Source organism: Nocardia nova (assembly GCF_002933465.1).
Classification (GTDB): domain Bacteria; phylum Actinomycetota; class Actinomycetes; order Mycobacteriales; family Mycobacteriaceae; genus Nocardia; species Nocardia nova_B.
This window is the reverse complement of record NZ_PSZE01000004.1, coordinates 324,906-350,485: the sequence shown is the minus strand read 5'-3', so window position 1 is coordinate 350,485 and position 25,580 is coordinate 324,906. Positions and strand designations below refer to the sequence as shown.

Here is a 25,580-nt window from a genome sequence, read left to right as displayed (position 1 = left end):
CCACCCCTACGACCAGGAACAACAGTGGAAAAGCTGGGCAGACCAGCGGCTACCCCACGCCCGGGAACGGTTGTCTGCACGCCGCAGGCGCGCAGACAAACCCACAGACCCTGTCGGTGGATCGAGGCTAAAGGAGCTCGGCAATCCCCGAGGCAATCGCGACGGTTTCCGCGTCGGCGACGCCGATGCGCGCGACCGATATGCGCATGTGCTGGACAGCCCGGAAGGAACCGATGCGCTGAACTCGGTCAGGACGCTCATGGAACAGGGCCCGGTCGCATTGCTCTGTTTCGAGCACGACCACGCCACATGCCACCGCCAAATGGTCGCCGATGCGGTAAGGGATGCGGCTACCGACGGAGTAATTCAGCTGTGAGACAACGGCTCACAGTATGGAGAGCTGGTCGGGCTCGGCACTGGGACTTACCTTCGGGTACCACGCACCCAGTACTTCGAACGACCTACGGTGCAACGCCTGGTTCCCGATGAAAAAGTAGAGGTCCCGCTCAGGAGCACAAATCTCCTGTTCCCATTTTTCTCGCAACCTACGCTCAGCTCCGGCGATTCCATATATCTGCTGCCATCTTCTACCCGCTTGACCTATCTCTCAGTCGAGGCACTGCTGCGCGTGTCCCTGGCACTCGATGTCGGTGCAGTGATAGCGGTAGGTGACCCGGTACACCATCGGCTCGAGCACCGGCGGCGCATCCTCGAATAAACTCGGTGCGGCCGCTGCTTGCGCCTTCCTCAGTTGCTGCGGTGTCCAACCGTTTCCGCGCTCGACCCATCACTGCGTCGACGATCGGCTTGATCATGCCCAGCGACGGCGCCGGCACCGCCATTGCTCCCTTCGGATTCGCACGAATCAGCTCGCACGTCGACGTCGCGCCGATCAGCGGCCGGATCAATTTCTGCCGCTGCGTCTATCGCCCACCGTTCGCGTCGACATGCCCGACGACCTGCAGCGACTGCTGCTCCGGTTGATATGACTCGATCCGTGGATCTTGCCCTCGACGTTTCCGAACGTCGACCTCGACGATGTCGTATTTGCGGAACACCAGCTCCTGTCCCATCCCACGGAACCTCATGGGGTACAGCCGTATCCACGTCGGCGGTAGCCGATCGATACGAACTCCTGCGACACAGACGGTCTCGCCGTACCGTTCCGACGGAGCGGGATAAGCCTTCACGGTGATCAGAATCCGGGCGCGCTTATTTCCTGGCAGCATCGAAAACCCCCTAATGACACCAGGATTAAAGTATGCATGGACAGTGGCGGCGGGGGTGAGTACTCGGTCGAACTCGGCAGCTGACCGCGCGAGCGGACCTCGGTGCGACAACGGGTCGCTTGAAAACCCACCCGAGGCCGGTGGTCGCGTTGTCGCTCCGTCCGACAATCCGGTTTCCCCGGGTGGATGCGACAGCCCGGAACCCGATCGTTACTGTGTCCAGGCCTGGTGGCCGCCTTGTTCACGCGCGCGGTTCCACCCTGACATCTGGACGAGGGAGGTTTCTGTGACAGATCCGCAGGGATCGGCCGCTGCGTTCACGGTGGTGCCGACTGAGGTGCAAGACGCCGGGAAGTTCGTGCAGCTGACCGCCGAAGCGCTCGTCAACGGCATTCGCAGCGCCGACAGCGAAGTCGTCGGCCTGATGTCCACGTGGAAAGGCGCAGCCGCTGATGCTTACCTGGCCGGCTGGGACGAAGCGAAAACCGGTGCGCTGGAAGTCCTCGACGCGTTGGCTGTCATGGCCGAACTACTCGGCGTGGTCGCGGTGTCCTACGCATCCGTCGACGACCGCACTGCCACCGGCCTCGGCGCGCTGAATATGGGCACGAGCACCGCGACGCAGCCAGGAGGACCGACCGGCCCGTTGCTCAATATGTGAATGAAGGGGGGACGGTACTCATGACTACACCCACACCGGGTGACGGCTACCGCGTCGATCTGGATCACCTCGACGCCGTCACCGCCGCGATCGCGGGCCTGCAAGGCTTCGTCGCCGACAGCCTGGCCGGTTTGGACGCACGTGTCGCGGCCGCGCATCAAAGCTGGACCGGCTCCGGCGCTGACAAACACCGTGCCGCACACCAGGAGTGGATGAAAGCCGCCGAAGAGGTCCACGACGGTATCGAGAAGATGCGCGCCGCCGCCGCGGCCGCGCACGGCCACTACAGCAACGCCGTAGCGGCCAACCTCAAACTCCTGGGGCGCTGAGGATGACCACACCTCTCGCGGTGCAGCCCAGCGTCTACTACGACGCCGCCGCAGCCCTGCACACCGCAGCGGAAAACCTGTTCACCGCCGTCGACGGCAAATGGGATGCTCTCGCCGACTGCCAGCACATGTCCGGCACCTACGACGAAGCCACCAAGTGGGCCCAAAGCTACGACCAGCACGCCTACGAGGCGATGAACACCGCCGTGCACGCCGCCGAAGCGCTCGACGGCTACGCCGCGGTGCTGCGCGAAATGGGCTACAACCACGCCCTCGCCGACTACAACTCCACCATCGGCGAGCGCGGCGCACCACCCGAACGCCCCGTCGCCCCGACCCCCGCCGTCTACCTCTGCCGAGTACCGCTGCCCTCGGCCGGTGGGCCGAGCAACGGCCTCGAAGACGGTGGGGTCAAGCTCGCTGAGAAGATCGGCATCACCGTCCCCAACGGCGACACCGGCAAACTGGGCAACATCGCCACCGCCTGGTCGCAGTTGGCCGCCGCCGAAGCGGTGGCGAATCTGCCCGCGGAAATCGATCGGGTCACCGGCATGTTCGCCGCGATCCAATCCCCGGAAACCCAGTTCATCACCGATGATCTTGCCCAGCTCAAAACAGGTGTCACCGCGGTCACCGGAGCATTCGGGGCTCTTGCCGGCGCGTGCACCGAACACCACGACGCACTCGCGAAGCTGCGCGAAGACCTCGAGCATCAACTCGAAGACCTGGGCAAAGAACTGCTCAAAGAGGTAGCGATCACCGCAGCGATCGGTGTGGCGACCTCGTTCGTCACCTTCGGCATCGGCGCCGCGATCGCGTCGGCGAAGGTCGCCGAGATCGCCGCCCGCTTCGCCGCCCCGATCCGCGCGATCATCGATGCCTGGAAAGCCGGCCACAAACTGGAGAAAGGCATCAAGGTCGAGCAAGACCTGGCCAAAAGCTCGAAGGAACTCCAGAATCTCGCCAAACTGGGCGAAGACATCAAAAAAACGCCCACGTCGGCACGCGTGAACCCGGCGGGCTTGACAGAGCTGACCAACGAGGAGCGCTGGCTTCTCAACCGCGGCCCGACCGACCGGAACGGCAAAGACCTGATATCCGCCATCCGCGAAAACCGTGTAACACCTCAGCAGCAAGAAGACATCAACGCCTACAATGCCGCACTCGGGAAATTACCCGCCTATCAGGGAAAAGTGGTCCGGCAGACACACCTCACCCCTGAGCAAATCGCCAAATACGAACCCGGCAAGCCGATCACCGAAGACGGCTACACCTGCACCTCCACCAACCCGGCCGGCACCGGCAACGGAGTGGCTACAGGAACGACCGACGTCGAATACCGAATAACGAGTAAAACTGGCCGCGACATCAGCCAGTACGGTGGCACGAAAGACGAAGTTCAATTCAAGGATCACACCGAATTCTATGTAAAGGACAAATACTTCGACAAAGCCACCAATCGAACAATCATTGTTATGGATGAAATATAGGAGAAAGCATGCCCGAACGATTCGCAGGCAAAACCTTCTACACCAGAGAAGAATACGAACAGATCAACGGAACGAGGTTGCCGCCGATCCCAACCGAAGAGGAACGCGCCGCGGCCCGCGCCGAATGGGACGAATGGGCCCGTAGCACTGCGCCGCTGCCCGAGGGGACCCCCGACTACCGCAGCAGCCCCGCCTACCGTGACGATCTTGTCGGCACCGAATTCGAGGGCTGGACCACCGACCCCGACACGGGCGAGTGGCGCGACGCCCACGGACGGCCCGCCTACGACTCGAACGGCCACCGCATCCGATATCCTCGGGACGACACCCAACCGCAGGAGCGCGACTGAGCGCCGACGGCAGCAAACCGCGCGGTAGCGCCGGGCAGGCCGGCCGAACACTATGACGCCTCGCCCTGCGTGTGGTCGAGTATCGACGCGACCGACGTCGGAGGCGGAGGGCCGTAACGTCACCGCACTGAAAGCGCCCTCGAGCGGAGGCCGACTGAACGGAAACCCTTGGTGCGAGCACCCTTCGGTGGACCACACCCGCCAGCGACTCGCAGCCCGAACACACGACAAGATCTCACCTGTGGCGGCCTCGATCCGCCGCATTCCGATCGACCGATCGCCAAGTCTGTGTCAGATGCCCAACTGACGTTCTGTTGACGAGTGGCGGACGCACCGTCATCCGCACGATCGAGCACTTGGGCTAGGAGCCCCCATGAACACCACCGACGACAACCCCGACCGCGTACACATCGGCGGAAAGACGTTCGAACCCACCGCCGAGACCAATACCACCCCCGAAGACATGGACGAGATCAACGCCGCCTTCGCAGCCTTCGAACAGCGCCGCAAAGAGATCCCCGAAGACCAGAAATTCCACCTGTCCGACCGCTACGGCGGATACGACTTCGAAGGCACAGAGTACGAGGACTACGTCAACGAACAACGACGCAAACGCCAGAAAGGCGACCGGGACTGAACACGACCGACGGCATTTATGCGCTGTCCCGGCGGCGCGACGGCAATCGCCGCCGGACGCCCCGACGGTGCCGAGATCGAACCGGTCGAGACTAAACTCCGTGCGCTTCCTCGGAATCGGATGCCATGGCCGCAAGCCGGCTGTATGCATCGCCTGCTCTGAACCGGTTGATAGTCGCAGGCGTATTGACCGCTCGGCGCAGGTCGTCATCGAGCTCACTGCGATTCAGAGTCATATGCCAACGGACAGCGCGGCGGTGGCGTAGACGCAGATCGGGTTCGTTGGCTCGATATTCGTACTCCCCGGCTACCGAACCGACAGCCGCCCGCAGCGTTTCCCGCCGGTCGCGGTACGCCAACACGATGATGTCGCCAGTCTTCATGGTGCGGCTGAAATCGCGCCAGTAGGTGACGAAGGTTCCGATCGCCTGCTCGGACCGTCCGGGGTTTTCCTCCAAAATCTTGCGGCGCAGCGCCTTTTCGGAGGCGAACCGGGTGACGTCTTGACCGATGTCGTCCTCGCTGACGGCAACAAGCCCCAGTTCGAGAAAGCGTTCAGCCAGGCGAGTGTCGTCCCAGGCGCGAATCCGCCATGCTGAATGATGGTGCGGGTCCGAGGTGCTCACCCCTGCGCCCCCATCTCAATGAACCTGATCTGTTCGACCAAATCCACCACTCGCCGATCCTGCTCCCCGTAACGCACCGCCATCTGGCCGTGTAACCGGCGCAGCCGGGTCAATGCCGCGCCGGTGTCGCCGTTTTGCACATCGCAGGTGGCGAGTTGGCGTTGGCAGTGCATGACCTGTTCGTCGTAGGGGCCGCGTTCGGCGGTGAGGTCGTCGATGAGGGTGCGGAACAGTTCCGCGGCGCCGGTGAAGTCATTGCTGTCGAAGCGGAGGGCGGCCAGGTTGAGGCGAGCTTCCACGACGTCGGCATCGCGCGGACCGAGTTGGGAAACGGCTTGTTCCACTACGGTTTTCAGGTTAGCGATGGCGGGGGTGTAGCGGGATTCGGCGGCGAGGTCACGGGCGCGGTGGATGGCGCGTTCGATATCGGAGCGGCTGAAATCGGTGGTGCGCGGGGGTGTTGCCAGGGTTTCGCCGGTGACGATCGTCGGCGCGACGACGGTCGGGGCGGTGCGCGCGGCGCCCGCGGCGCTGGCTGCGGCGGCATACATCCGCGCCGGGCCGTGCGGGTCCTTGATTTCCGGAAGTGCCGCCACACCATCGGCGTAGCGCATCAGCACGGCGTGGACGGTGGCGGCGTCCTCGGGCCGGCGGTCGGGTGATTTCGCGAGTGAGCTCATGATCAGCCGGGCCATATCGACCGGAACGTCGGGGCGTTCGCGGCGGATTTCGGTCGGCATGGAATGAACTTGGTTCTGCCACACCACATACGGTGAACTGCCCGTCATCACGCGATCGCCGGTGAGCAGTTCGTACAGCACCAGCCCGAGCGCGTACAGGTCGGTTTGCGGCACCACGGCCCTCCCCTCGACCTGCTCGGGTGCCATGAACGCCGGTGTTCCGAGCGTATTTCCGGTGTTGGTGTAGCGGGTCATATCGGTGTCGGTGGTGACGGCGAGGCCGAAGTCGAGCACCTTCACCGTGCCGTCGGCGCACAGCATGAGGTTGGACGGTTTCAGATCGCGGTGGTAGATCCGGTTGCGGTGTGCTGCCGCCAGCACCGCGGCGGCTTGCGCGCCCAGCGCCGCCACCACGCCGATCGGGAGCGGGCCGCGCCGGTCGAGTAGTTCGTCGAAGGTGGTGCCTTCGATGAATTCCATTACCAGATAAGGTCGTTCGGGCGGGCCGGGTGAGATGCCGGCGTCGTGGATCGCGGGCATACCGGGGTGGCTGATCTGGGCCATGAATTCGGCTTCGCGCAGAAATCGCCTCGTCCAGTTCGGGTCCTGGTCGAGGTTGGGGTGGGTGATTTTCACCGCGATCCGGCGTTTGAGGTGACTGTCGTAGCCCTCGAACACCTGCCCCATCCCGCCGGCGCCGATCTCCCGGACGAGTTCGTACCGGCCTCCGTCGATCCGCGGTTGAGTCACCGCCACCTCCGTGAGTCCACCACTGCCGACACGTCAACCTACTCGTCGACGGTAGCCGGTCGCAGCACGCCCGCCGCCAGGCCCCTGACCCCGGCGCGCACCACCTGCTCGATCGTCGCGCGGCGCAGCCGCCATGCGGTCTCCAACTCGGCCAGCTGGCGGAAGGCGGCGCCGAGCCGACGCTGATCGGCGAGCGGAACGCGCGGGATCCGCACCCGATACAGATCCACGGGGCCATCGGCGATCGCGTCCCGCAGCACCCCGGCCAAAAAATGCGGGTCGATGGTGGTGGCACTGCCGCGCACCAGCGCAATGCCGGGCCCGAGCAGCACACCGTCCTCGGCGCAGACGTGCGCGGCCGGTTCGACACCCATGACCACCGCGACATCCCCGGCGCGCACCAGCACAGCGCCCGGCTCGTCGGCGCTGCCTCGCCGCGATGCCGCCCGTCCCAGCCGCACATCCTTGGCCGACAACATCGCAGCGTCCCCGCCGCCGACGGTCGGCGGCGCTTCATGCACGTGCAGCGCCTCGGCGGCCACCAGATCGTCGAGCGAAACCGTGTCGTGCGCAACTGGGTCGGGTTCCAGTACCGGCGGGAGCGGGACAGGTCGCTCGATCAGTGCCGCCCGCAGCTCGGTATAGCGCTCGCTCATCGCTTGCGGCTTTCGGAGTTCTCCTGCGGGATCAGCGCACCCGCAGTGAGCCCGGTGGTAATCAGCTCGGCGGTGTGTTCGGCGGCCACGGACGCCCGATGCGCGGCGGTGCGCAGCAGGAACAGTTGCCGGAACAGGGCCCCGTATCGGCGTTGCTCGTCCATCGACAGCACCGGCACACGCAGCCGGGTCAGATCGAAGCGGATGGTGGAGGTTCTTGTGGCAGAAACATTTTCGGCCCCGGACAGGAATCCGGCGAGGAACCAAGGATCGAGCCGGTCCTGGTCGACCCGCAGGGCGTGCACATGCGAGCCGAGGACCGCGCCCGCATCCTCCGCGGTGGCGACGCGCGCGGTGCGACCACCGCTGCGGTCGCTGCGCACCGCGGGCATGAGGACATCGCCCTCGCACACCTCGACCGGATCGTCGGGGACCGAATCCAGCGTGCCCGACGCCGGAGTTCCGTTGGCGACATCCGGCGCGGTCAAGACCCGCCGATCACCGGGCGGACGCTGGGATCCGCGCGGCGCTGCCCGGAACCATTGCAGCTGACCGTGATTGGCCAGATCCGCGATGCCGATATAACGCCACGACTTTCCGGCCGATTCCGCCCACCCCGGCACCGCCGAGACGGCCACGGTCAGCTCGGATGCCGCCACGCCGAGACTGTCGAGCGCGGCCCCGACCTGTTCGGAGACCGCGCCCGAATCGAGCGCCGACCGCACATATCGGGCGGGGGTGAGATCTACTTCCTCATCCAGCAGATCGACCGAACGCACCACCGCCGACACCCCCGATTCGGCCGCCGCGTCTGGACTTCCCCCGTCGAAAGCCTGCCACCTGGCGACCACCGCATCCCGCCCCAGCCGGTCACCGTCCTGATGCACGGCGGCGCCGATGGTGTCGATGAACAACATCGAATCCGGCACGGCCGCACCGGGTTCCGGGCGTCGCAACACCCAGATCTGCAATCCGACGTGCCAGGGCTGCGCCACACCCGGCGTCAACCCGATCACGGCACGCAGCGCACCGGCGCGCACCAGATTCGCCCGGATCTTGCGCCCGGACATCCGCGTCGCGACCGCCGGTGGCAGCAGCAGCACCGCGATACCGCCGGGCCGCAGATGCGCGAGCGCGTGCTGCACCCACGCGAGTTCCGGTTCCCCGCGCGGCGGTAGCCCGTAATCCCAGCGGGTATCGAAGGCGAGTTCCCCCGAGCCCCAATCTCGTTGTCCGTAGGGCGGATTGCACAGCACCGCATCGACTTGCAGGTCGGCGAATGCGTCGGCGATGAGACTGTCCCCGGCCCGCACCACCGGTTCCAGCGCCGTCTCGGCCTCGATCAGCAACCGGGCGCGCTGCACCTGCACCGGCACCGAATCCTGCCCGTACAGTTCCTCGGCCCCGTCCTGAGCGGCAGCCAGCAGCAGACTTCCGCTGCCGCATGCCGGGTCGAGCACGCTACGCACGGCCGGGGTGCTCGCCGAACGGATCAGCGCCGCCATCATCGACGCGACCGCCGGCGGGGTGACGTAGACGCCGGTGGAGGCGGCATCGTCCATCGCACGCTCGGTCAGGATGTCGAGCGTGGTGCGCACCTGGTCGACGCTGGTGGCCGCCCGCATGGCGGCCGCGACCTGGGCGGCCAGTTCCTGATCGTCGGCCCCGGGCGCGGACCACCCGTCGCCGGTGCGCCGCAGCACCTCCATCACCTTGGTGACGGCCTGCGGCGTCGCATGGGAGCGGACCAGTGTGCGCAGTTCGGATTCCGGTGAGTGTGCCGCGTCGACGCCGTGCGAGACCAGCCATTGCCGCACGGCGTGCAGATCGAACAGCGGCCGCGACTCGTTGCCCGCGACAGGATCGGGGAAGTCGTTGTGACGACGACGCCAATTGCTCACCGTCGCGCGGGTGACGCCGGCGAGCCGCGAAATCTCCGCGGCGCTGACCTCGGGTACGGGCTTCGACATACCCCTCCTCTCAGGAGTCTGTTGACACACTGCTGGACCGATGAGCAAAAATCAATCTCGACTCGCGCATTGACAATGTTTTCAGTCTATCCTACTGTTTGCATCAGCTTCCGAACGCCGCCAAGACCGGCGGCCCATATCGGCCTCTTCCGCAGTCGTCCCGCGCCCTGGGGCGATTCACGCTGCCGCAGACGACAGGACTTCGACATGAATCACGAACCCGATCGACTCGACACGTGGAACGCCGCCGCGCCACCGCCGGACCGGCCGCCCGCTCCTGACTCGATGCCGCCGTATCCCCCGAGCGCGGGCGCGCTGATCGAGCCGTATCCGCCGGTTCCCCCCACGGCACCGCAGTACTATCCGGCCGAGTACTTCAGCTCGACCGGCCACCCGCAACCCGCTGTCCCGCAGCCTTTTCCGACACCACCGCCGATGATGAACGTGGTCCAGCAGTTTCCGCCGGGAGCGCAGGTTGTGGTCAAACGATCCTTCCCGCACGGATTGCACCTGGTGCTCACGCTCATCACCTGCGGGCTGTGGTCGCCGGTCTGGTTGGTCCACTACCTGCTCGCATCCAACAACTGACTCACCCCGCGTGCGACCGGCAGACCCCACCGGATCGTCGCGCAGGACTCCCTGTTCTCCGGCGGCGCACGGGTTTCGTTGCGCTGACCGGGTGATCGGTGCCGGGGCGCGCTCCCACGCGCCCGCCCCGGTGCCGAGCACTGTCATCCGTTGCGGCAGATCACCGCAACTCGCTCCGACATTTTCGAGGAATCATGAACAAACGCACGATCGTCTCCGCCCTGCTCGCCTGTGCCGCAGCCGGCGGGATCGCCACTGTGAATGCGGGCTCCGCATCCGCGGAAACCAATATCCGCTCCTACTCCGGCTACGGCGCCGAACAGGCCTGCAATTTCGACAAGGCTCGCACGCCGTATCGCGCCGGCCAGGAGGTCGTGCTGTGCGACCGTGGCAATCGCGGCGTCTATCACCTGACCGTCGTGCCCAACGCCGAGATTCCGCTGCACCTCGCCCGGCTGATGGTCACCGGCAGCTTCGACGGGCTCTCGTAACCTCTCGAACGGAAACGAAATCGTCCGCGATGCCGATCCACCAGTGCGGTCGCCTCGCGCCAACCGGAACTTACCGTCCGGAACTACCGTCGGTTCGCCATGACGTGACAGCGGAGCAGTAATGTTGCGCCGAAGGGTGACGGACCGGCGGTTCTTCGTCAGGTCGGTAGGTACCGCGGTAGCAGTGCAGGCGTCGAGGACCTACCGCCGTGGTGGGGCCGGCGGCTGGTAAACGACAAGAACAGGACTGGGCGCGTATGGACAAGGGTCGGTGGACGACGGTCACCGAGTCGAGTTTCGAGCACGAGCGCCGGGGGTTGGAAGCGATCCGGGCGCAGCTGCCGGATATCGATCCGTGGCTGGCTTGGTCGAACTTCACCTTCACCGCCAACACCGGACATGTGCGCGAGGTCGACCTCCTGGTCGTCGCGCCCAATGGTGTTCATCTCGTCGAACTGAAGGACTGGAACGGCCGCCTATACCACCGCAACGGCGATTGGGTCCAGGAGCGTCCACGCGGTGATGCCCTGTTTCATCGAAATCCGCTGCACCTGGCCAGCCAGAAGAGCAAGGAACTGGCTGGGCTCCTGGCTTCGAACGGCGTCCGGGTCTTCGTTGGATCGGCGGTCTGCCTCACCAATCCCGGTCTCCGGTTCGAGCTGCCGGACGGCGACCGCGAAAACACCCACACCGTGCGGGAACTGATCGATCGGTTCGAGAAGCCGGTGCGAGACGTCCGGCATCGGATCGACACGCAGCGCGCCACCGCGATCAAGCGCGCGCTGGAGCGAATCGGCATCCGGCGCAGCGATGCCGAATTCGCCGTCGGGCCATACAAGTTGGAACGCAAGCCGTTCGACTCCGGCCCGACCTGGCAGGACTATCTGGCCACACACACCGACCTGCGGGAGCCGGCGCGCGTGCGCATCTATCTGCGTGAGCGCGGCGCGGACGAGGAGCAGCGCCGCTCGGTGGACGACGCGGCGCGTCGAGAGGCATCGGTGCTGCGCCGGTTCCCGCACCCCGGTGTCGTGCGGCTGGAACTGTTCGATCCCTCCGGCCATTCGGCGGGCCCGGCGCTGATCTTCCGATACCACCCCGAAACCCTGCATCTCGACGAGTATCTGCTGCGCTACGGTCACCTGCTGGATATCGGCGACCGGATCGAGTTGGTGCGCCAGCTGGCCGAGACGTTGCGATCCGCTCATTCCGCGCGGCTGTTTCACCGGGCGCTGGCGGCACGTTCCATCCATGTGGTCCCTCGCCCCGGCTCGGGCGACGCGGAGCGCTGGGGAAATCCCCGGCTGCAAATCTCGGATTGGCAGACCGCGACCCAACGCTCGGCCGGCTCCGGCGCGACCATGACCCGGCACGCGCCGACGTTGCTGACCCCCCAGCATCTGGCCAGTGGCGCCGATGCGTACCTCGCGCCCGAATTGCAGGCGGTCGCACCCGATCCCATCGCCATGGATGTGTACGGCCTCGGGATGCTCACCTATCTGCTCGTCACAGGAAAAGCGCCGGCGCGCACGCAGGCGGAGTTGTTGGCGCAATTCGAATCCGGGAAAGATCTGCGTCCGGGCGCGGTGGTCGACAATCTTCCGTCCGACATCGATCTACTGGTCGCCACCGCCACCGCCTATCAGCCCGATAAGCGGCTCAGCTCAATGGACGAGTTCCTCGAAATCCTGGAGGACGTGGAGGACGCCCTCACCTCACCGGAGGACGCGCCGCCTGCCGAGCCCGATAAGGATCCGCTCGAAGCGGGCTCCGACGACGTACTGGGTGGACGCTGGCTGGTGCGGCGGCGCCTCGGAACCGGTTCGACGAGCCGCGCACTGCTGGTACGTGATCTGCAGGCCGAAGGCACGCAGCGCGGCACCAAAACCTATGTGGTGTTGAAGGTCGCGCTCTCCGACGACCGCACCGAGGTACTGAACCGCGAAGCGAATGTGCTGCGCGGGCTCCGCCGGCATTCCGGGATCATCAATATGGTCGATCCCGGCCTGACGTCGATCGGTGGGCACACCACCCTGGTCCTCGAATATGTGGGAGACGAGCAAGGTCTCGACGACGGCTCCGAGCGTCGCACCGAGGAAACGGTGGCTCGTGAGCTGCGGGACAACGGCCGCTTGCAGGTGGGCCGGCTCGAGACTTACAGCGAATTCCTGTTCAATGCGGTCGATTTCCTCGAGGGTGAGGGCATCTGGCATCGCGACATCAAACCGGACAATATCGCAATCCGGGTGCGGCCCAACCGGACTCGGGAACTGGTCCTGATCGACTTCTCCCTGGCCGGTTACCCCGCCAATCGCACCGACGCGGGCACCGACGGCTACCTGGATCCGTTCATCGGCACACTGATCCGCTCCACCTACGACGCCCATGCCGAGCGGTACGCGCTGGCGGTGACGCTGCACGAGATGGCGTCGGCCGAGCTGCCGCGCTGGGGCGACGGCAGTGTGCTGCCCCGTCAACTGGATGCCGCGGAATTCCCGTACCCGCAGATCGCCGCCGAAGCGTTCGACCCGTCGGTGCGCGAAGGTCTGGTGGCATTCTTCCGCAAGGCGCTGCATCGCGATGCGGCACAACGCTTTCCGGATCTGAAGCCGATGCGCGATGCCTGGCGCAAGATCTTCCTCGACATGTCGCGGACGGTGCCGTCCCGTCCGCTGAGCGCGCATCCGGTCGACGACGACGTCGAGGATACGACGCCGGAGCAGCAGCGCCGGCTCATCGCCGAACAGGCCTCCCGGGAAACACATCTGTCCCAGGCCGGTTTGACCACGGCCTCCGAGCAGTTCCTCTACGGGCTCGGTGTCACGACCGTCGGCGAACTCCTCGACTACGGCCGCACCCGGTTGATCAATGCGCCCGGTTTGGGTGTGCGGGCGCGGCGGGAGATTCAGGAACGGCTCAAGGAGTGGGCACGCCGCCTGGGTAAGTCCGAACCGGCTCCGCTCGCACCGGAGGCCCGCAAAGAGGCGAAGGAGGAAATCTCCGCCGCGCAAGCCGATCTGAGTGCCGGACTGCTTCGCACCCTGAGTCTCGACACTCTGGCCGCCCGTTTCGTCCCCGAACGCAATAACAACGGGTCCAATGCGACCAAGGTCGACGCCGTGGCGCGCCTGCTGCGCATTCCTGGCTCCGGCGATCTGCCGACCCTGGATTGCTGGCCGACTCAGGTGGCGGTAGCGGAAACGCTCGACCTGACGGGTGCTCGCATCGCGCAGCTGCTGCGCGCGCAGCGACAGCTGTGGAAGAAGGACCCGGCCGTCCAGGCGCTGCGCGAGCAGGTGCTGGAACTACTCGACGGCTTCGGCCGGATCGCGGCCGCCACCGAGGTGGCCGATGCGCTGGTCACGCGCCGCGGTACGCGTCTGCAGGATCGGAGTGCGCGGCGTGCCCTCGGTATGGCCGCGGTGCGGGTGATTGCCGAAGTGGAACAGCTCGTCCCGGATGAGGCGGCGATCAAGGTGGCGCAGAAACGCGACAAGGGCGCCGATCCTGTCGTTGTCCTGGCCCTGGAAATCGACGACGATTCCGATCCGGATACGCCTGGGGCACAGGCTCTCACGACCTATGCGCTGAAGCTGGGTGAAACCGCCGATGCTCTGGCCCAGCAGGATACGGTGCCGACCGCGGCGACCGTTCTGGAACGGCTCGGCGCGATCAAACGCCCGCCCGGCCGAGTAACCCTGGACGAGCGCCGTTCGGTACAGGTCGCCGCAGCGGCGTCGCACAATGCGGCGGTCACTCCGCGCCTCGAGATCTATCCGCGAGACCTGCCGTTGGAACGGGCCGTTCGCCTGACCCAAGCGGGCCTGTATGTACCGATCGCCGGTCAGTCCAAGGAGAAGCAGCCGGGGTTGCTCGCGGAGACCGTCTTCGAACGGATTCTGGCGCGCTTCCCGGAACTGGTCATCGCCGGCAGGGAACGCAATCTGCCGACCCCGCAATTGACGAAAGCCCTGCGAGCCGCCGGCTTCGAGTTGGTCGTCGCAACCCATCCCGATACCCGGGTGCAGCGCTACATTCCCGAACGCATCGACCAGGAAACGACCTACACCGCACACGTCCCCCGATGGTCCACAGCCGCAACTTCCCACTTCGCGGGCAGTTACTCCGATGATCCCGATTTGGCGAAAGCCGCACGGGCCGAGGAACTTTTGACGGGCGCCGCCGTGCGTGACGGGTACCGAGTATTGACCTGTCCGACCGCGCCTCCGCCCGCCACCCCACACGCGATCACCGAACTCCGCGACCGCTTCGACGTGCGCCCCATGTCGGTGACCGCACTGTTCCTGGCGAATATGCACGACCTGGTACGTCCCGGCGAGAAGCCGACGTGGGAAACCATCCTGCGCGCCGACACCGCCGAATCCGGTTCGAAAGCAGCGCTGAAGTTCTCCGATTACGCACGCACAGCCTGGGGACGTGTCGAAAACGAGCTCGGCGCGGCGATCGCCGGCGAAGGCCCCCTGCTGTTGCACGACACCCTGCTGTTCGCCCGCTACGACGCCATGGGAGTCCTGGCCCGCCTCGCCGAACAGGCCCGCCGCGGCAAAGGCGCCCTCTGGCTGCTGTGCCCACAAGCCGATCCGGCCCGCCAACCACACCTCGGCGCCACCGCGGTTCCCTATCAGTCCGCCCTCAACGAGTGGATCGCGCTGCCCTTCTCGTGGATCAGCAATATCCACCGCGCCACCGCATCAACCGAATCAGGAGCCCCCCGATGATCGACCGCGCCGCCCTACTCTCCGACCTGAAGAAACAGGTCAGCGCGGTCGAAACCGACCTGAACCAGCAGTTGAAGGTGCTGGGCGAGGTCAAAAGCCGCCTCCACGAGGAATATTCGACTGCCTTCAAACTCAAGCGCACGGCCGCCACCGAAAGTGCCTGGCTGAAGGAGCGCGTCACACAGGTTGCCGTCGCCTGGGTTCTCGGCACCGTCTTCGTCCGCTTCTGCGAGGACAACCGGCTGATTCCCGAGCCGTATCTGACTGGGCCCACCGACGACCGCCGTGAACTCGCCCAGGCGCGCTATGACGCCTACGTCGAATCCGATCCGGATCCGACCTACCGTGGTTGGTTGCTTCGCGCCTTCGCCGAACTCGGTGCCGGGCAAGCTGGAAAACTCCTGTTCGACCCCGCGCACAACGCGCTCTATCAGATCGAACTCTCCCACGACGGCGCGCGGGAACTCATCGAGTTCTGTCGGGAGCGTGACGAAACCGGTGCGCTGATCCACGACTTCACCGACCCGCTGGACGAGGACGGAGCCAACGGCTGGGACACCCGCTTCCTCGGCGACCTCTACCAGGACCTCTCCGAGGACATCCGCAAGAACTACGCGCTCCTCCAGACGCCCGAATTCGTCGAAGAGTTCATCCTCGACCGCACCCTCGAGCCCGCGATCGGTGAATTCGGTTACGAGGAAATCAGACTCATCGACCCGACGTGTGGGTCGGGGCACTTCGTATTGGGCGCTTTCAAGCGGCTGACCAAGCGATGGGCGGATGAACAGCCGACCAAAGATCTCCACGAACGCGTCCGGGCCGCACTCGATTCGGTCCACGGCGTGGACATCAACCCCTTCGCCATCGCCATCGCCCGCTTCCGGCTCCTGGTGGCTGCCATGGCAGCCGCCAACGTACGCACCCTTGCCGCAGCATCAGCATACGAATGGCCGATCAAGCTCGCGGTCGGTGACTCGCTGATCAAGGCGCGGCAGCTGGAACTGACCTTCGAAGGAGAACAAGGCGACCCCCTCGCTGAATTCTCTTACGACACAGAGGATGTACACGATTACCCGGGAATCCTGGACGCAGGTCGATACCACGTAGTTGTCGGCAACCCGCCCTACATCACTGTGAAGGACAAGAACCTCAACGAGATCTACCGAGGCCTGTACAAAGCCTGCGCTGGCACATATGCACTGTCCGTTCCTTTCGCTCAGAGGTTCTTCGAACTGGCCAAGCTCGGTGACGCCAACGGAAGCGGGTACGGTATCGTTGGCCAGATAACTGCGAACTCGTTTATGAAACGCGAGTTCGGAACTAAGCTCATCGAAGAATTCTTTGCTCACGCAGTCGAACTGACAGAGGTGATCGATACCTCTGGCGCGTACATCCCCGGGCACGGGACGCCTACCGTGATCCTGGTTGGAACTCGCCGAGCTGGGAAAGCGCGCAGGCCCACGGTATTGACAGTACGTAGCGTTCAAGGGGAGCCTCAGGCGCCGGAGATTCCAGAAGAAGGGCTCGTGTGGCGTGCGATCGTCAACCAGATAGAGAAAGTTCCAAGTTCAAGCCAGTGGATCTCGACCGACAATCTTTCCCGTGACCAGTTCGCCACCCAGCCCTGGATTCTTACCGACGGCGGACTGGAGATGGTACAACAGCTCAACCAAAACACTAGGGATACCCTGGGAAGCCATGTCGATGCAATTGGCCGAACGACACATACAGGCCTTGACGACGCCTTTTATCTCCCTCCCAACGCAGCAAAGACTCATGCATTGGACTCTTACTGCGTTCCGGTCGTTCTCGGAGACGTCGTTCGCGACTATCAGATCGCGCCGTCAATGCTCACATTCTTCCCATACGACGGTAGCGGTCAGCCTCGAACTATATCGCCGATCGAAGAGCATTTCCTATGGCCGAACAGGACGGCCCTACAGCGCCGGGTAGATTTCGGCCAATCACCAGAACAACGTGGACTCAGATGGTTCGACCACAGTATGTTCTTCCCGAAGCGATACTGCTCAATCCTTTCTATTCCCTTCGCGTTCGTGTCGACCCATAACCATTTCGTGCTGGACCGCGGCGGGAAGGTGTTCAAACAGTCCGCGCCGGTGATCAAGTTGCCGGAGGGGGCGAGCGAGGAGGAGCATCTGCGGCTGCTCGGGCTGCTCAACAGCTCCACCGCCTGCTTCTGGTTGCAGATGGTGAGCCATAACAAGGGTGAAGGTGGCGGCGCGCGTGTCGATGCCGGCTATGCGGCAATGGGTAGCGAAGCATGGAAAAACTCGTTTGAGTTCACCGGCACAAAACTGGAGAACTTCCCCCTTCCAGAACGCTTTCCGACCCAGCTGGCGACTGAAATCGATGCCCAGGCAAAGAAGCTCGCCGGATTCTCCCCTGCCGCGACAGTCCGCGACGGAGTACCCACAGCAGCTGCCCTTCGTGACGCACGGGCAAATTATGAAACAGTCCGCAGCCGAATGATTGCCCTTCAGGAGGAGCTTGACTGGCACGTCTATTCGCTTTACGGGCTGCTTTCCGATGACCTGCGCGCACCAGAAGGCGAAGTTCCACCGCTTGGATTAGGCGAGCGTGCGTTCGAGATCGTGCTCGCGCGGCGCGTTGAGGTCGGTGAGGCGACTAACGAATGGTTTGTGCGGCATGGTTCGACGCCGATCCGGGAGATTCCTGCCCATTGGCCGATCGCGTATAAGCAGATCGTTCAGCGCAGAATCGAACTCATGAGTTCGAACCGAGCAATCGGTATGATCGAGCGTCCAGAGTACAAACGCCGGTGGAAGTCCGAGGGATGGGAAGTCCTGCAGGACAAGGCCCTTCGCTCGTGGCTTCTGGATCGTATGGAGTCCCGCGACCTGTGGTTCGGCGACAGTGGACAGCCTCGAATCCTCATGCTTTCCCGCCTGACCGACCTCCTCGCATCCGACGAGGACTTCGTCTCCGTCGCAGCGCTGTACGCACCCCGCACGGACCTAGGCCAAGTCGTCTCCGCACTCATCACCGAAGAGCACGTCCCCTTCCTCTCCGCCCTGCGCTACAAGCCATCCGGCCTGAAGAAGCGACAGGACTGGGAGCACGTCTGGGACATGCAGCGTCAAGAGGACGCGATGCCGGAAGGGCACGAGAAGAAGAAGTTCCGTGATTCGATCCCGGTGCCGCCCAAGTACACCTCGGCAGACTTCCTGCGCACCTCGTTCTGGCAGGCGCGCGGCAAGCTCGACGTACCGAAGGAACGCTTCATCTCCTACGGCTCAACGAATATCGCCACGCCCGAACTGTACGGCTGGGCGGGTTGGGATCATCGCGAGCAGGCGATGGCGATTGCGATCTACCTGGCTGAGAACAGCCTCTCGACCGAGGAGATCACCCCATTCCTCGCGGGCCTGTTGGAATTGCAGCCGTGGTTGGACCAGTGGCACAACGAAGTGGATCCGGACTATGGCATCTCGCCGGCGGCGTTCCTGGCCGGTGACCGCCGCGACCGGCAGGCGGAACATGGTTTGACCGATGACGATCTGCGGAATTGGCGGCCGCAGCCGGCGACTCGCGGCCGCCGCGGGCCGGCGAAGCGCACGCCGAAGAAGGACGCATCCGAAGAAGGAGATCAGTAATGGCCCAGTCTCCGGCAGGCCAGCCTCCGTTGCTGCGCGAGCTCATCGATATCAAGGAGCATGTCGCCGGTTCGGATTACGTTCTCACCCTCGCCGATGCGGTGACCGAGGAAGGGGCGACGAAGGCGGTCGAGGACTACGTTCTCACCGATCGGCTGCTCGGCAATTTCGATGAGGCGTTGTCGCTGATCAAGTCGGCGCTGGATGGCAATACGTCGAAGCCCGCATTCCTGCACGGTTCATTCGGTTCCGGTAAGTCGCACTTCATGGCGGTGCTGTACGCATTGCTCTCCGGTAACGAAAAAGCCCGCGCGCGTCGCGATTTCGATGCACTGCTCACCAAACACGAGTGGTTGCTGTCGGACGGTAAGAAGTTCCTGATGGTGCCGTATCACATGATCGACGCCAAAACGATGGAGCAGCGGGTTCTCGGCGGGTACGTCGAATTCGTCCGCAAGCGCCATCCGGATGCGGATATTCCGTCGGTGTATCGCACGGATGCGCTGTTCATCGACCTACGGAACCTGCGCCAGACCATGGGTGAGGAGCAGTTCCTGGCCACCCTCAACCGTGACTACGCCGCGGGCGAGGACGACGAATGGGGTGATTCCGCCGCCTTCTGGACCTCGAACAAGGTCGACATCGCGCTCACCGCGGAAGAGGCCGAGGACTCCAGCCAGCTCAATATGGTAAATCCGACCGCGCCCCGCGAACTGCGTCGCAAGCTGTTCCACGACTCGGTCACGACGCTGTTGCCCGGCTACACCAAGTTCGCCGCCGAAGACGAGACCGGCTTTATCTCCCTCGACGCCGGACTGAGTGTTATTGCGGCACATGCCAAGTCACTGGGCTATGACGGCCTGATCCTCTTCTTGGACGAGCTGATTCTGTGGTTGGCCAGCCTCATCCACGACGAGAAGCGGGTGGCGCGGGAAGCCAGCAAGATCACCAACTTCCGTGAGGGCGGCGACGCGCGACGGGCGATTCCGATCGTGTCGTTCATCGCCCGCCAGCGCGACCTGCGCGAACTGGTGGGTGAAGAACTCGCCGGCGCGGCGGAATCCGCGATTCAGGACGCACTCAACCATGCATCGGGCCGATTCGACCTGATCAGCCTCGAGGACCGCAACCTCCCGCAGATCGCGCACGCCCGCCTGCTGAAGCCTCGTAATGAAGAGGCCGCCGCGCAGATCAATGCCGCGTTCGACCGGACCAAGAAGCTCGGGCCGAAGGTTTGGGACACCCTGCTCGGCTCGGACGAGAGCACCACCGGCGCCGACGAGGCGGCGTTCCGGCTCAGCTATCCGTTCTCCCCCGCCTTCCTCGACACCCTCGTCCACATTTCGGCGGCACTGCAGCGCTCCCGCACCGGCCTGAAACTGATGGGGCAGTTGCTCGCCGATCATCGCGACGATCTGCGGCTCGGCGATCTGGTGCCGCTCGGAGATCTGTACGAGCAGCTGACCAAGGGTGGCGACCGGCCGTTCGTCGCCGACAAGAAAGTGCTGTTCGACGCCGCGGACAAGCTGTACCGGACGCGGCTGCGGCCATACCTGCTCGGCACGTGCGAGGTCACCGAGGACGATATCGACGCCTACCTGCATCGGCGCGACAGCATCACCGATGCGAAGCTCGCCGGCAACTGCAAGAAGTTCGTCGGTCAGAACCGGCTCGCCTGCACGGTGCTGCTGGCCGCGCTCGCGCCGAGCGTTCCGGCCTTGCGGGACTTGACCATTCGCCGTCTCGGCGCACTCAACCACGGCTCGATCACCACGATGATTCCGGGCCGGGAAGAGGGCGTCATCAAGGATATGGTCGGCGAGTGGGCCGGCCGGTTCCCGGAGATCAAGCCCACCGGATCCGATGCCAACCCCGGTGTGCGCCTGGAGCTTTCCGGTGTCGATGTCGAGTCGGTGATCGCCAATGCGCAGGTCAACGACAATCCGGCGAACCGCCTGGCCATGGCTCGCGACCTCCTCGCCGAGGAGCTGGGGCTCGACCGTGCCACCGAGCGTCTCGGCACCGATGAGCTGAAATTCGTGTGGCGTGGCTCGAACCGTGTGGTCGAAGTGCTGTTCGGCAATGTCGCCGACGAGGAATCACTGCCCGACCACGATATGCAGCCCTCGTTCGAGGAGCGGTGGCGGATCGTCATCGATCTGCCGTACGACGAAAGCAATTTCAATCCGATCGTCGACGCCGACCGCATTCGCCGGCTGCGAGAACAGCAGGGCGACAATCACCCTCAGACCGTCGCCTGGCTGCCGACGCATCTGACGAAGCCGCGCTGGGAGGATTTCCGGCGCCTCGTCGTCGTCACGAAGGCATTGGCCGACCCGTACCGGTTCGATACGCAGTACGCCCAGCATCTGAATCCGGACAACCGGACCAGCGCGCGGCAGCTGCTCGAATCGCAGCGCGAAACCCTGCGCAACAAGGTGCTGGCCACCTTCAAACAGGCGTACGGCCTTGCCGAGCGCAAGCCCAACGATGTGACCGACGAACTCGATCAACACTTCTATCCCCTGCCGGATATCGACGGTCTGACGGTGTCGATCGGGCAATCGCTGCACGACGGCCTGCGAAACGTGGCCGGAAAGCTCCTGGCATACCAATATCCGGACCACCCGAATCTCGATATCAACGACACCAAAACAGCGGTCAAACCCGTCGAGGCGAAACTCGTGCTGACGCATGTGCGGGAAGCGGCGGAGGCACGCGACGGCCGCGTCGAAGTGCCGACGAAGGACCGGCCGCTGATGAAACGGATCGCGGAACCGCTCGGGCTCGGGCAGCAGAAGGAAGCCTATTTCGAGCTGTCGCGCCGCTGGGCGGACCACTTCCGCCAGACCGCGCAGAAAGAAGGCATCACCGGCGACCTGTCGGTGATCTCGCTGGGCGACTGGACCGACCTGCCCAATAAGCGCGGACTCGAACCGCATATCGCCAATCTGGTGATCGCTTCCTTCGCCGAAATGGACGACCGGGTATGGGTGCGGGGTGGTGTACCGATCGACACGCCCGATCTCACCCGAATTCAGCCCGGCGATGCGCTGCGCACACAGCCGTTACCTTCCGAATCCGATTGGGACACAGCGCGCAGCCGGTTCGAGGTCATTTTCGGACAGAAAGCGCCCACGCTGCGTCGCGGCGGCCTGGTGCAGCAATTCGCGCGCGAGATCAAGGAAGCCGCGACCAAGTATCAGGATTCCGCGGTGCGGCTGGTGGAACAGCTGGAGCAGCATGCGGAATTCCTCGGTTTGGACGACACCGAACCGGGGGGACGACTCGCACTCGCGCGCCGCTCGGTCGAACTCCTCACCGCGCTCTCCACGCCGGGAGGCGGATCCGCCAATGCGAAGCGGACCGTCGAGGCGCTGGCCGGTTTCGATCTCGGCGATATCAACCCGGACCGCTACGCGACGTCGATCAAGTCCGCCGACAAGGTGATCGCGGCCCTCGCCAATGCGCCGTGGAGCAATCTCGCCCAAGGCCGGGTGCTGGGCGTCGAGGGCGCCGCCCTGCTGGATTCCTTGCAGAACGTCGCTCGGGCCGACCAGCGGTCCGCTGATCTCGCCGACAAGCTACGCACAACCAACGCCGAGATCACCAAGCTGGCGACCAAACGCCTGCAGGAGGCACAGCAGCGGGAAGGGAGTAAGAATACGCCGACTCCGCCGCGGGTGGAGCCGATAGCTCCGCAACCGATCCGCGAAGGCGTGAAGTTCGACCCTGACCCCAGCCCCCCGCCGGTGCCGGTCACCCCGGCAACGATGAACCACTCCGGAATCTACGAGACAACGGCACGGACAGCGGTCCAAAAGTTCGCGGCCGAACTGGAGGCACTCGTCGCCAGCGAGCCGGACGCCATAATCGAGTTCAAATGGAAGGTGGTGGAATGACCGCACCGGCCACCACGGCATTGCGGTTGTCGAGAACGACAGTCGCGCAATACCTTTCCTCGCACCAGAAGTTGACGGACGTGCTATCCGCACCACAGGGAAACGTCACGCTACTGCTGCGCGGAGAGCCCACGTGGGAAGGTGACGCGGTCTTGGCTCTGACCGACGGCCGCGCCGTCCGCGTCGTCGCCGCCCCCTCGCCGTTGGCGGTGCACGAGCAGATCCTTGCTCACGCCAGGGAGATCAGTCCGGATCCTCGGGTTCAGGTGCTGATTACCGACGTCGAAGAACACGACCTCGACCCGGCGATTCTGGCGCGCACCCATCGCGCGCGAATCTACGTCGTCGACCAATGGGATATCGTCCGGGAAACGTTCGGCGCCAAAAGTATCGACCCCATGTTGCGCCGAATGGGTTGGGTATGTGAGGCGTTGCTCGACGCATCCGGCGCCCGCAAGTGGCCGACCGCGCTGGCCGGCGAGGTGCTGTCACGCACGCCCACGCTCGCGGCACTCGCGGCTCGTCGCCTCGATCTGGGAGATCTCGGCGACCGCATCGACGCACAAGCGCTCCTCTCCTGGTCGCAGCGACCCGGCGGGCCACAACTGCTGGTCGACCTGCGCGGCCCGGAGCGTGATGGCCTGATCGACTTTCTGAGCGACAACGAACAATCTGGGCCCACCGGCCGCGTGCTGGCGGCGCTCGCGTGCACCGGACACGGCAACGAGGCCGTGGCCTATGGACTGGTGTGCGCGGCGCTGTGGAAGCACGCCACACCCAGCAATCCGGTCTATCAGGCGCGTGGCCGGGTCGAGCGGTGGCTCGGCGATACGTTCCCGATCAAGGGCGAGGCTTTGGATCGCGTCCTGACCAGCTTCGGCGTCATGTGCGAGGAGTACATCGCCGACCTGTTGACCAAGGCTCGCTCGACCACAGACCCCGGCGACGAAGCCGACGAGCAGGCGCGAGAGGCGCGTAAGACGACCGACACCGTACTCGGTCAGGCAGATCTGCTCGTCCGGCAGTTCGGCGCCACCGAAGCCGCTACGAGCAGTCCCGTGCTCACCGCGGGGCTCGAGGCTCGCTTCGCCGCAGCGGGGAACGCGTTGGGACGCGGGCGGATCGACGCCATCGGACGGTCGGTGCAGCAGCTTCGCGATCACAAGTTGGCTCCCGATCATCAGATTCGGATCAGCCGGGTTCGGATGGCGCAACGGCTGACCCACTGGCTGGATCGCAGCCCCGATCCGACGGTCGACACGGTCGCCGCTGCGATCAACCGCCAGATGCACGACACCGCTTGGGCGGACCGCGCACTCGACTTCCTCGAAGCGGGTGGCGACGACGATCCCGCTCTTCGGGTCGCCTACCGCGACCTCGCGACCAAGGTGCGGGCACTGCGCCGCGAGTTCGATCGCGAGTTCGCGACGGCGCTCGCGGAATGGACACGCTCGGGCAGCACCCCCGGATCGATGCTCACCGTCGAAACATTCCTGCATCGCGTGGTGCGGCCGATAGCTGCGGAAATGCGGGTCATGCTCATTGTGCTGGACGGGATGAGCGCCGCGATCGCCACCGAACTGGCGGGAGAACTGCGTAAGTCCTTCGCCGAATACGATCCGGTGCCGGGCAACGGCCGGCCGCAGCGCCGGGCCATGATCGCCGCGCTGCCGAGCCTCACGGCGGTATCGCGCACCTCCTTGTTCGCGGGCGCCCTGATGAAGGGCGATCAGAAAGACGAGGACCGACTGTTTCCGGCGCACAAATTCTGGAAGCCGCGCACGGCTGAGGTCTTTCACAAACACGACCTGCGCAGCGCCGCGGGCGACCGATTCGGAAGCGACCTGCTCGCCGCCCTCGCGGACCCGGACAAACATATCGCCGTCGTACTCAACACCATCGACGACCGGCTCGCAAAGGAGATCAAACTCGACGACTCCGGTTGGGAGGCAAGAGAAGTCGGGGATCTTCGTGCGCTGGTCACCGTCGCCGCGGGACAGGGCATGGCGGTGCTGATCACCAGTGACCACGGCCATGTCATCGATCGGCACGGGGTCGGTATCGAGGCGATCGGCATCGGATCGGCTCGGCACCGAGTTCCGGCCGCCGAATACGATCGCCTCGCCGAATCGGAAATCGCCCTGCGCGGCCCGCGCGTCGTCTGGCCGGAGCCCGATGCCGCGATTGTGGCGCTGTGGGACAACGACTCCCGTTACACCACCCAGAAGGCCGGCTATCACGGTGGCGCCTCCATCGCCGAGATGACGATTCCGATCCTCGCATTCCTACCCTTCGGCTCCGACCCGAAAGGCTGGCAGGAACTCGGAGACCAACGACCGAGCTGGTGGAAGGACGACACCGACGCAGGTTTCGATGTCCCGGAGATGAAGGCTGTGGCAGCTACCGCCAAACGTGCCGAACGTAAGGCAAAGGACAAGATCACCGACCAGATAACGCTGGACCTGCCGCTGCCCACGGAGACGGTATCCGCTCCCCCGTCGAACACGCGCACGGTCGCGGACATCCTGATCGAGCGGCTGCTGAACTCCGACGTATTCGCGGCGCAACTGGAGACCGTGGCACGCAAACCGCCCACCGCGAAAGTGGAGAAGGCGGTGCGGGCACTCCTCGACGGTCCGCAGTCCACTACGGCCCTCGCCCAGCGTGTCGGTGATTCGCCGGCGCGTGCCCGCAGCTTCGCCGCCGTGCTCACTCAGCTCCTCAACGTCGACGGCGCCCAGGTTGTGGAAACACTCTCGGATGGTCGCACGCTGCGACTCCACCCCGATCTGTTGCGCGACCAGTTCAGACTCCGATGACCGAACCGCGCAGCTCCGCCACCGTGCCT

17 protein-coding genes are annotated in these 25,580 nt (G+C 64.8%); 12 read left to right on the top strand and 5 right to left on the bottom strand.

The features are described from left to right. Positions 1-376: DUF488 domain-containing protein (locus tag C5E41_RS07710; RefSeq protein WP_146097495.1), on the top strand; the 376-nt coding region annotated here is incomplete at its 5' end. 547 nt (positions 377-923) lie between these two features. Here C5E41_RS07710 and C5E41_RS33735 read toward each other — a convergent pair. Continuing rightward, a complete protein-coding gene (locus tag C5E41_RS33735) occupies positions 924-1,073 on the bottom strand; it encodes a hypothetical protein (RefSeq protein WP_181063143.1) in 150 nt (49 codons plus the stop codon). Positions 1,074-1,515: 442 nt separating this feature from the next. Between C5E41_RS33735 and C5E41_RS33730 the strand changes: the two genes are divergently transcribed. The 5 genes from C5E41_RS33730 (at position 1,516) to C5E41_RS07685 (ending at position 4,696) form a co-directional block, all read left to right on the top strand. Beyond that, positions 1,516-1,890, top strand: a complete 375-nt coding sequence (locus tag C5E41_RS33730; RefSeq protein ID WP_181063142.1) for a WXG100 family type VII secretion target — start codon at positions 1,516-1,518, stop codon at positions 1,888-1,890. Positions 1,891-1,910: 20 nt separating this feature from the next. Continuing rightward, positions 1,911-2,219, top strand: a complete 309-nt coding sequence (locus tag C5E41_RS07700; protein WP_104375122.1) for a WXG100 family type VII secretion target — start codon at positions 1,911-1,913, stop codon at positions 2,217-2,219. A 2-nt stretch (positions 2,220-2,221) separates the two neighbouring features. Continuing rightward, positions 2,222-3,709, top strand: coding sequence for a hypothetical protein (locus tag C5E41_RS07695; protein WP_104375121.1), 1,488 nt, complete (start codon positions 2,222-2,224; stop codon positions 3,707-3,709). Positions 3,710-3,717: 8 nt separating this feature from the next. Next, a complete protein-coding gene (locus tag C5E41_RS07690) occupies positions 3,718-4,059 on the top strand; it encodes a hypothetical protein (RefSeq protein ID WP_104375120.1) in 342 nt (113 codons plus the stop codon). Between the two features lie 373 nt (positions 4,060-4,432). Beyond that, a complete protein-coding gene (locus C5E41_RS07685; protein WP_104375119.1) occupies positions 4,433-4,696 on the top strand; it encodes a hypothetical protein in 264 nt (87 codons plus the stop codon). Positions 4,697-4,787: 91 nt separating this feature from the next. Here the strand turns inward: C5E41_RS07685 and C5E41_RS07680 are convergent, their stop codons facing one another. From C5E41_RS07680 to C5E41_RS07665, 4 genes are read right to left on the bottom strand one after another with little or no spacing between them, the layout of a single operon-like run. After that, positions 4,788-5,321, bottom strand: coding sequence for a hypothetical protein (locus tag C5E41_RS07680; RefSeq protein ID WP_104375118.1), 534 nt, complete (start codon positions 5,319-5,321; stop codon positions 4,788-4,790). Continuing rightward, a complete protein-coding gene (locus C5E41_RS07675) occupies positions 5,318-6,751 on the bottom strand; it encodes a serine/threonine-protein kinase (protein ID WP_258080812.1) in 1,434 nt (477 codons plus the stop codon). The genes C5E41_RS07680 and C5E41_RS07675 overlap by 4 nt, the downstream gene beginning before the upstream one ends. 38 nt (positions 6,752-6,789) lie before the next feature. Beyond that, positions 6,790-7,407: a hypothetical protein gene (locus C5E41_RS07670; RefSeq protein WP_104375116.1), complete on the bottom strand. Its 618-nt coding sequence runs from the start codon at positions 7,405-7,407 to the stop codon at positions 6,790-6,792. Next, a complete protein-coding gene (locus C5E41_RS07665; RefSeq protein WP_104375115.1) occupies positions 7,404-9,377 on the bottom strand; it encodes an N-6 DNA methylase in 1,974 nt (657 codons plus the stop codon). Before C5E41_RS07665 ends, C5E41_RS07670 begins: the two co-directional genes overlap by 4 nt. Before the next feature lie 207 nt (positions 9,378-9,584). On the opposite strand from C5E41_RS07665, the gene C5E41_RS07660 reads away from it, so the two are divergent. The 6 genes from C5E41_RS07660 (at position 9,585) to pglZ (ending at position 25,551) form a co-directional block, all read left to right on the top strand. Beyond that, on the top strand, positions 9,585-9,965 hold the full coding sequence (locus C5E41_RS07660) for a hypothetical protein (RefSeq protein WP_104375114.1): 381 nt from the start codon (positions 9,585-9,587) through the stop codon (positions 9,963-9,965). A gap of 194 nt (positions 9,966-10,159) precedes the next feature. After that, positions 10,160-10,456 carry a hypothetical protein gene (locus C5E41_RS07655; RefSeq protein WP_104375113.1) on the top strand — a complete coding sequence of 99 codons (297 nt, stop codon included), beginning with the start codon at positions 10,160-10,162 and terminating at the stop codon, positions 10,454-10,456. Between the two features lie 257 nt (positions 10,457-10,713). After that, a complete protein-coding gene (gene pglW, locus C5E41_RS07650; protein ID WP_104375112.1) occupies positions 10,714-15,195 on the top strand; it encodes a BREX system serine/threonine kinase PglW in 4,482 nt (1,493 codons plus the stop codon). Further along, positions 15,192-18,830 carry a BREX-2 system adenine-specific DNA-methyltransferase PglX gene (gene pglX / locus C5E41_RS07645; protein ID WP_104375111.1) on the top strand — a complete coding sequence of 1,213 codons (3,639 nt, stop codon included), beginning with the start codon at positions 15,192-15,194 and terminating at the stop codon, positions 18,828-18,830. Before pglW ends, pglX begins: the two co-directional genes overlap by 4 nt. Continuing rightward, positions 18,830-22,732 (top strand): BREX-2 system ATPase PglY, encoded by a 3,903-nt coding sequence (gene pglY / locus C5E41_RS07640; RefSeq protein WP_104375110.1) that lies wholly within the window; start codon positions 18,830-18,832, stop codon positions 22,730-22,732. The genes pglX and pglY overlap by 1 nt, the downstream gene beginning before the upstream one ends. Next, on the top strand, positions 22,729-25,551 hold the full coding sequence (pglZ, locus tag C5E41_RS07635) for a BREX-2 system phosphatase PglZ (protein WP_104375109.1): 2,823 nt from the start codon (positions 22,729-22,731) through the stop codon (positions 25,549-25,551). Before pglY ends, pglZ begins: the two co-directional genes overlap by 4 nt. Positions 25,552-25,580: the final 29 nt, after the last annotated feature.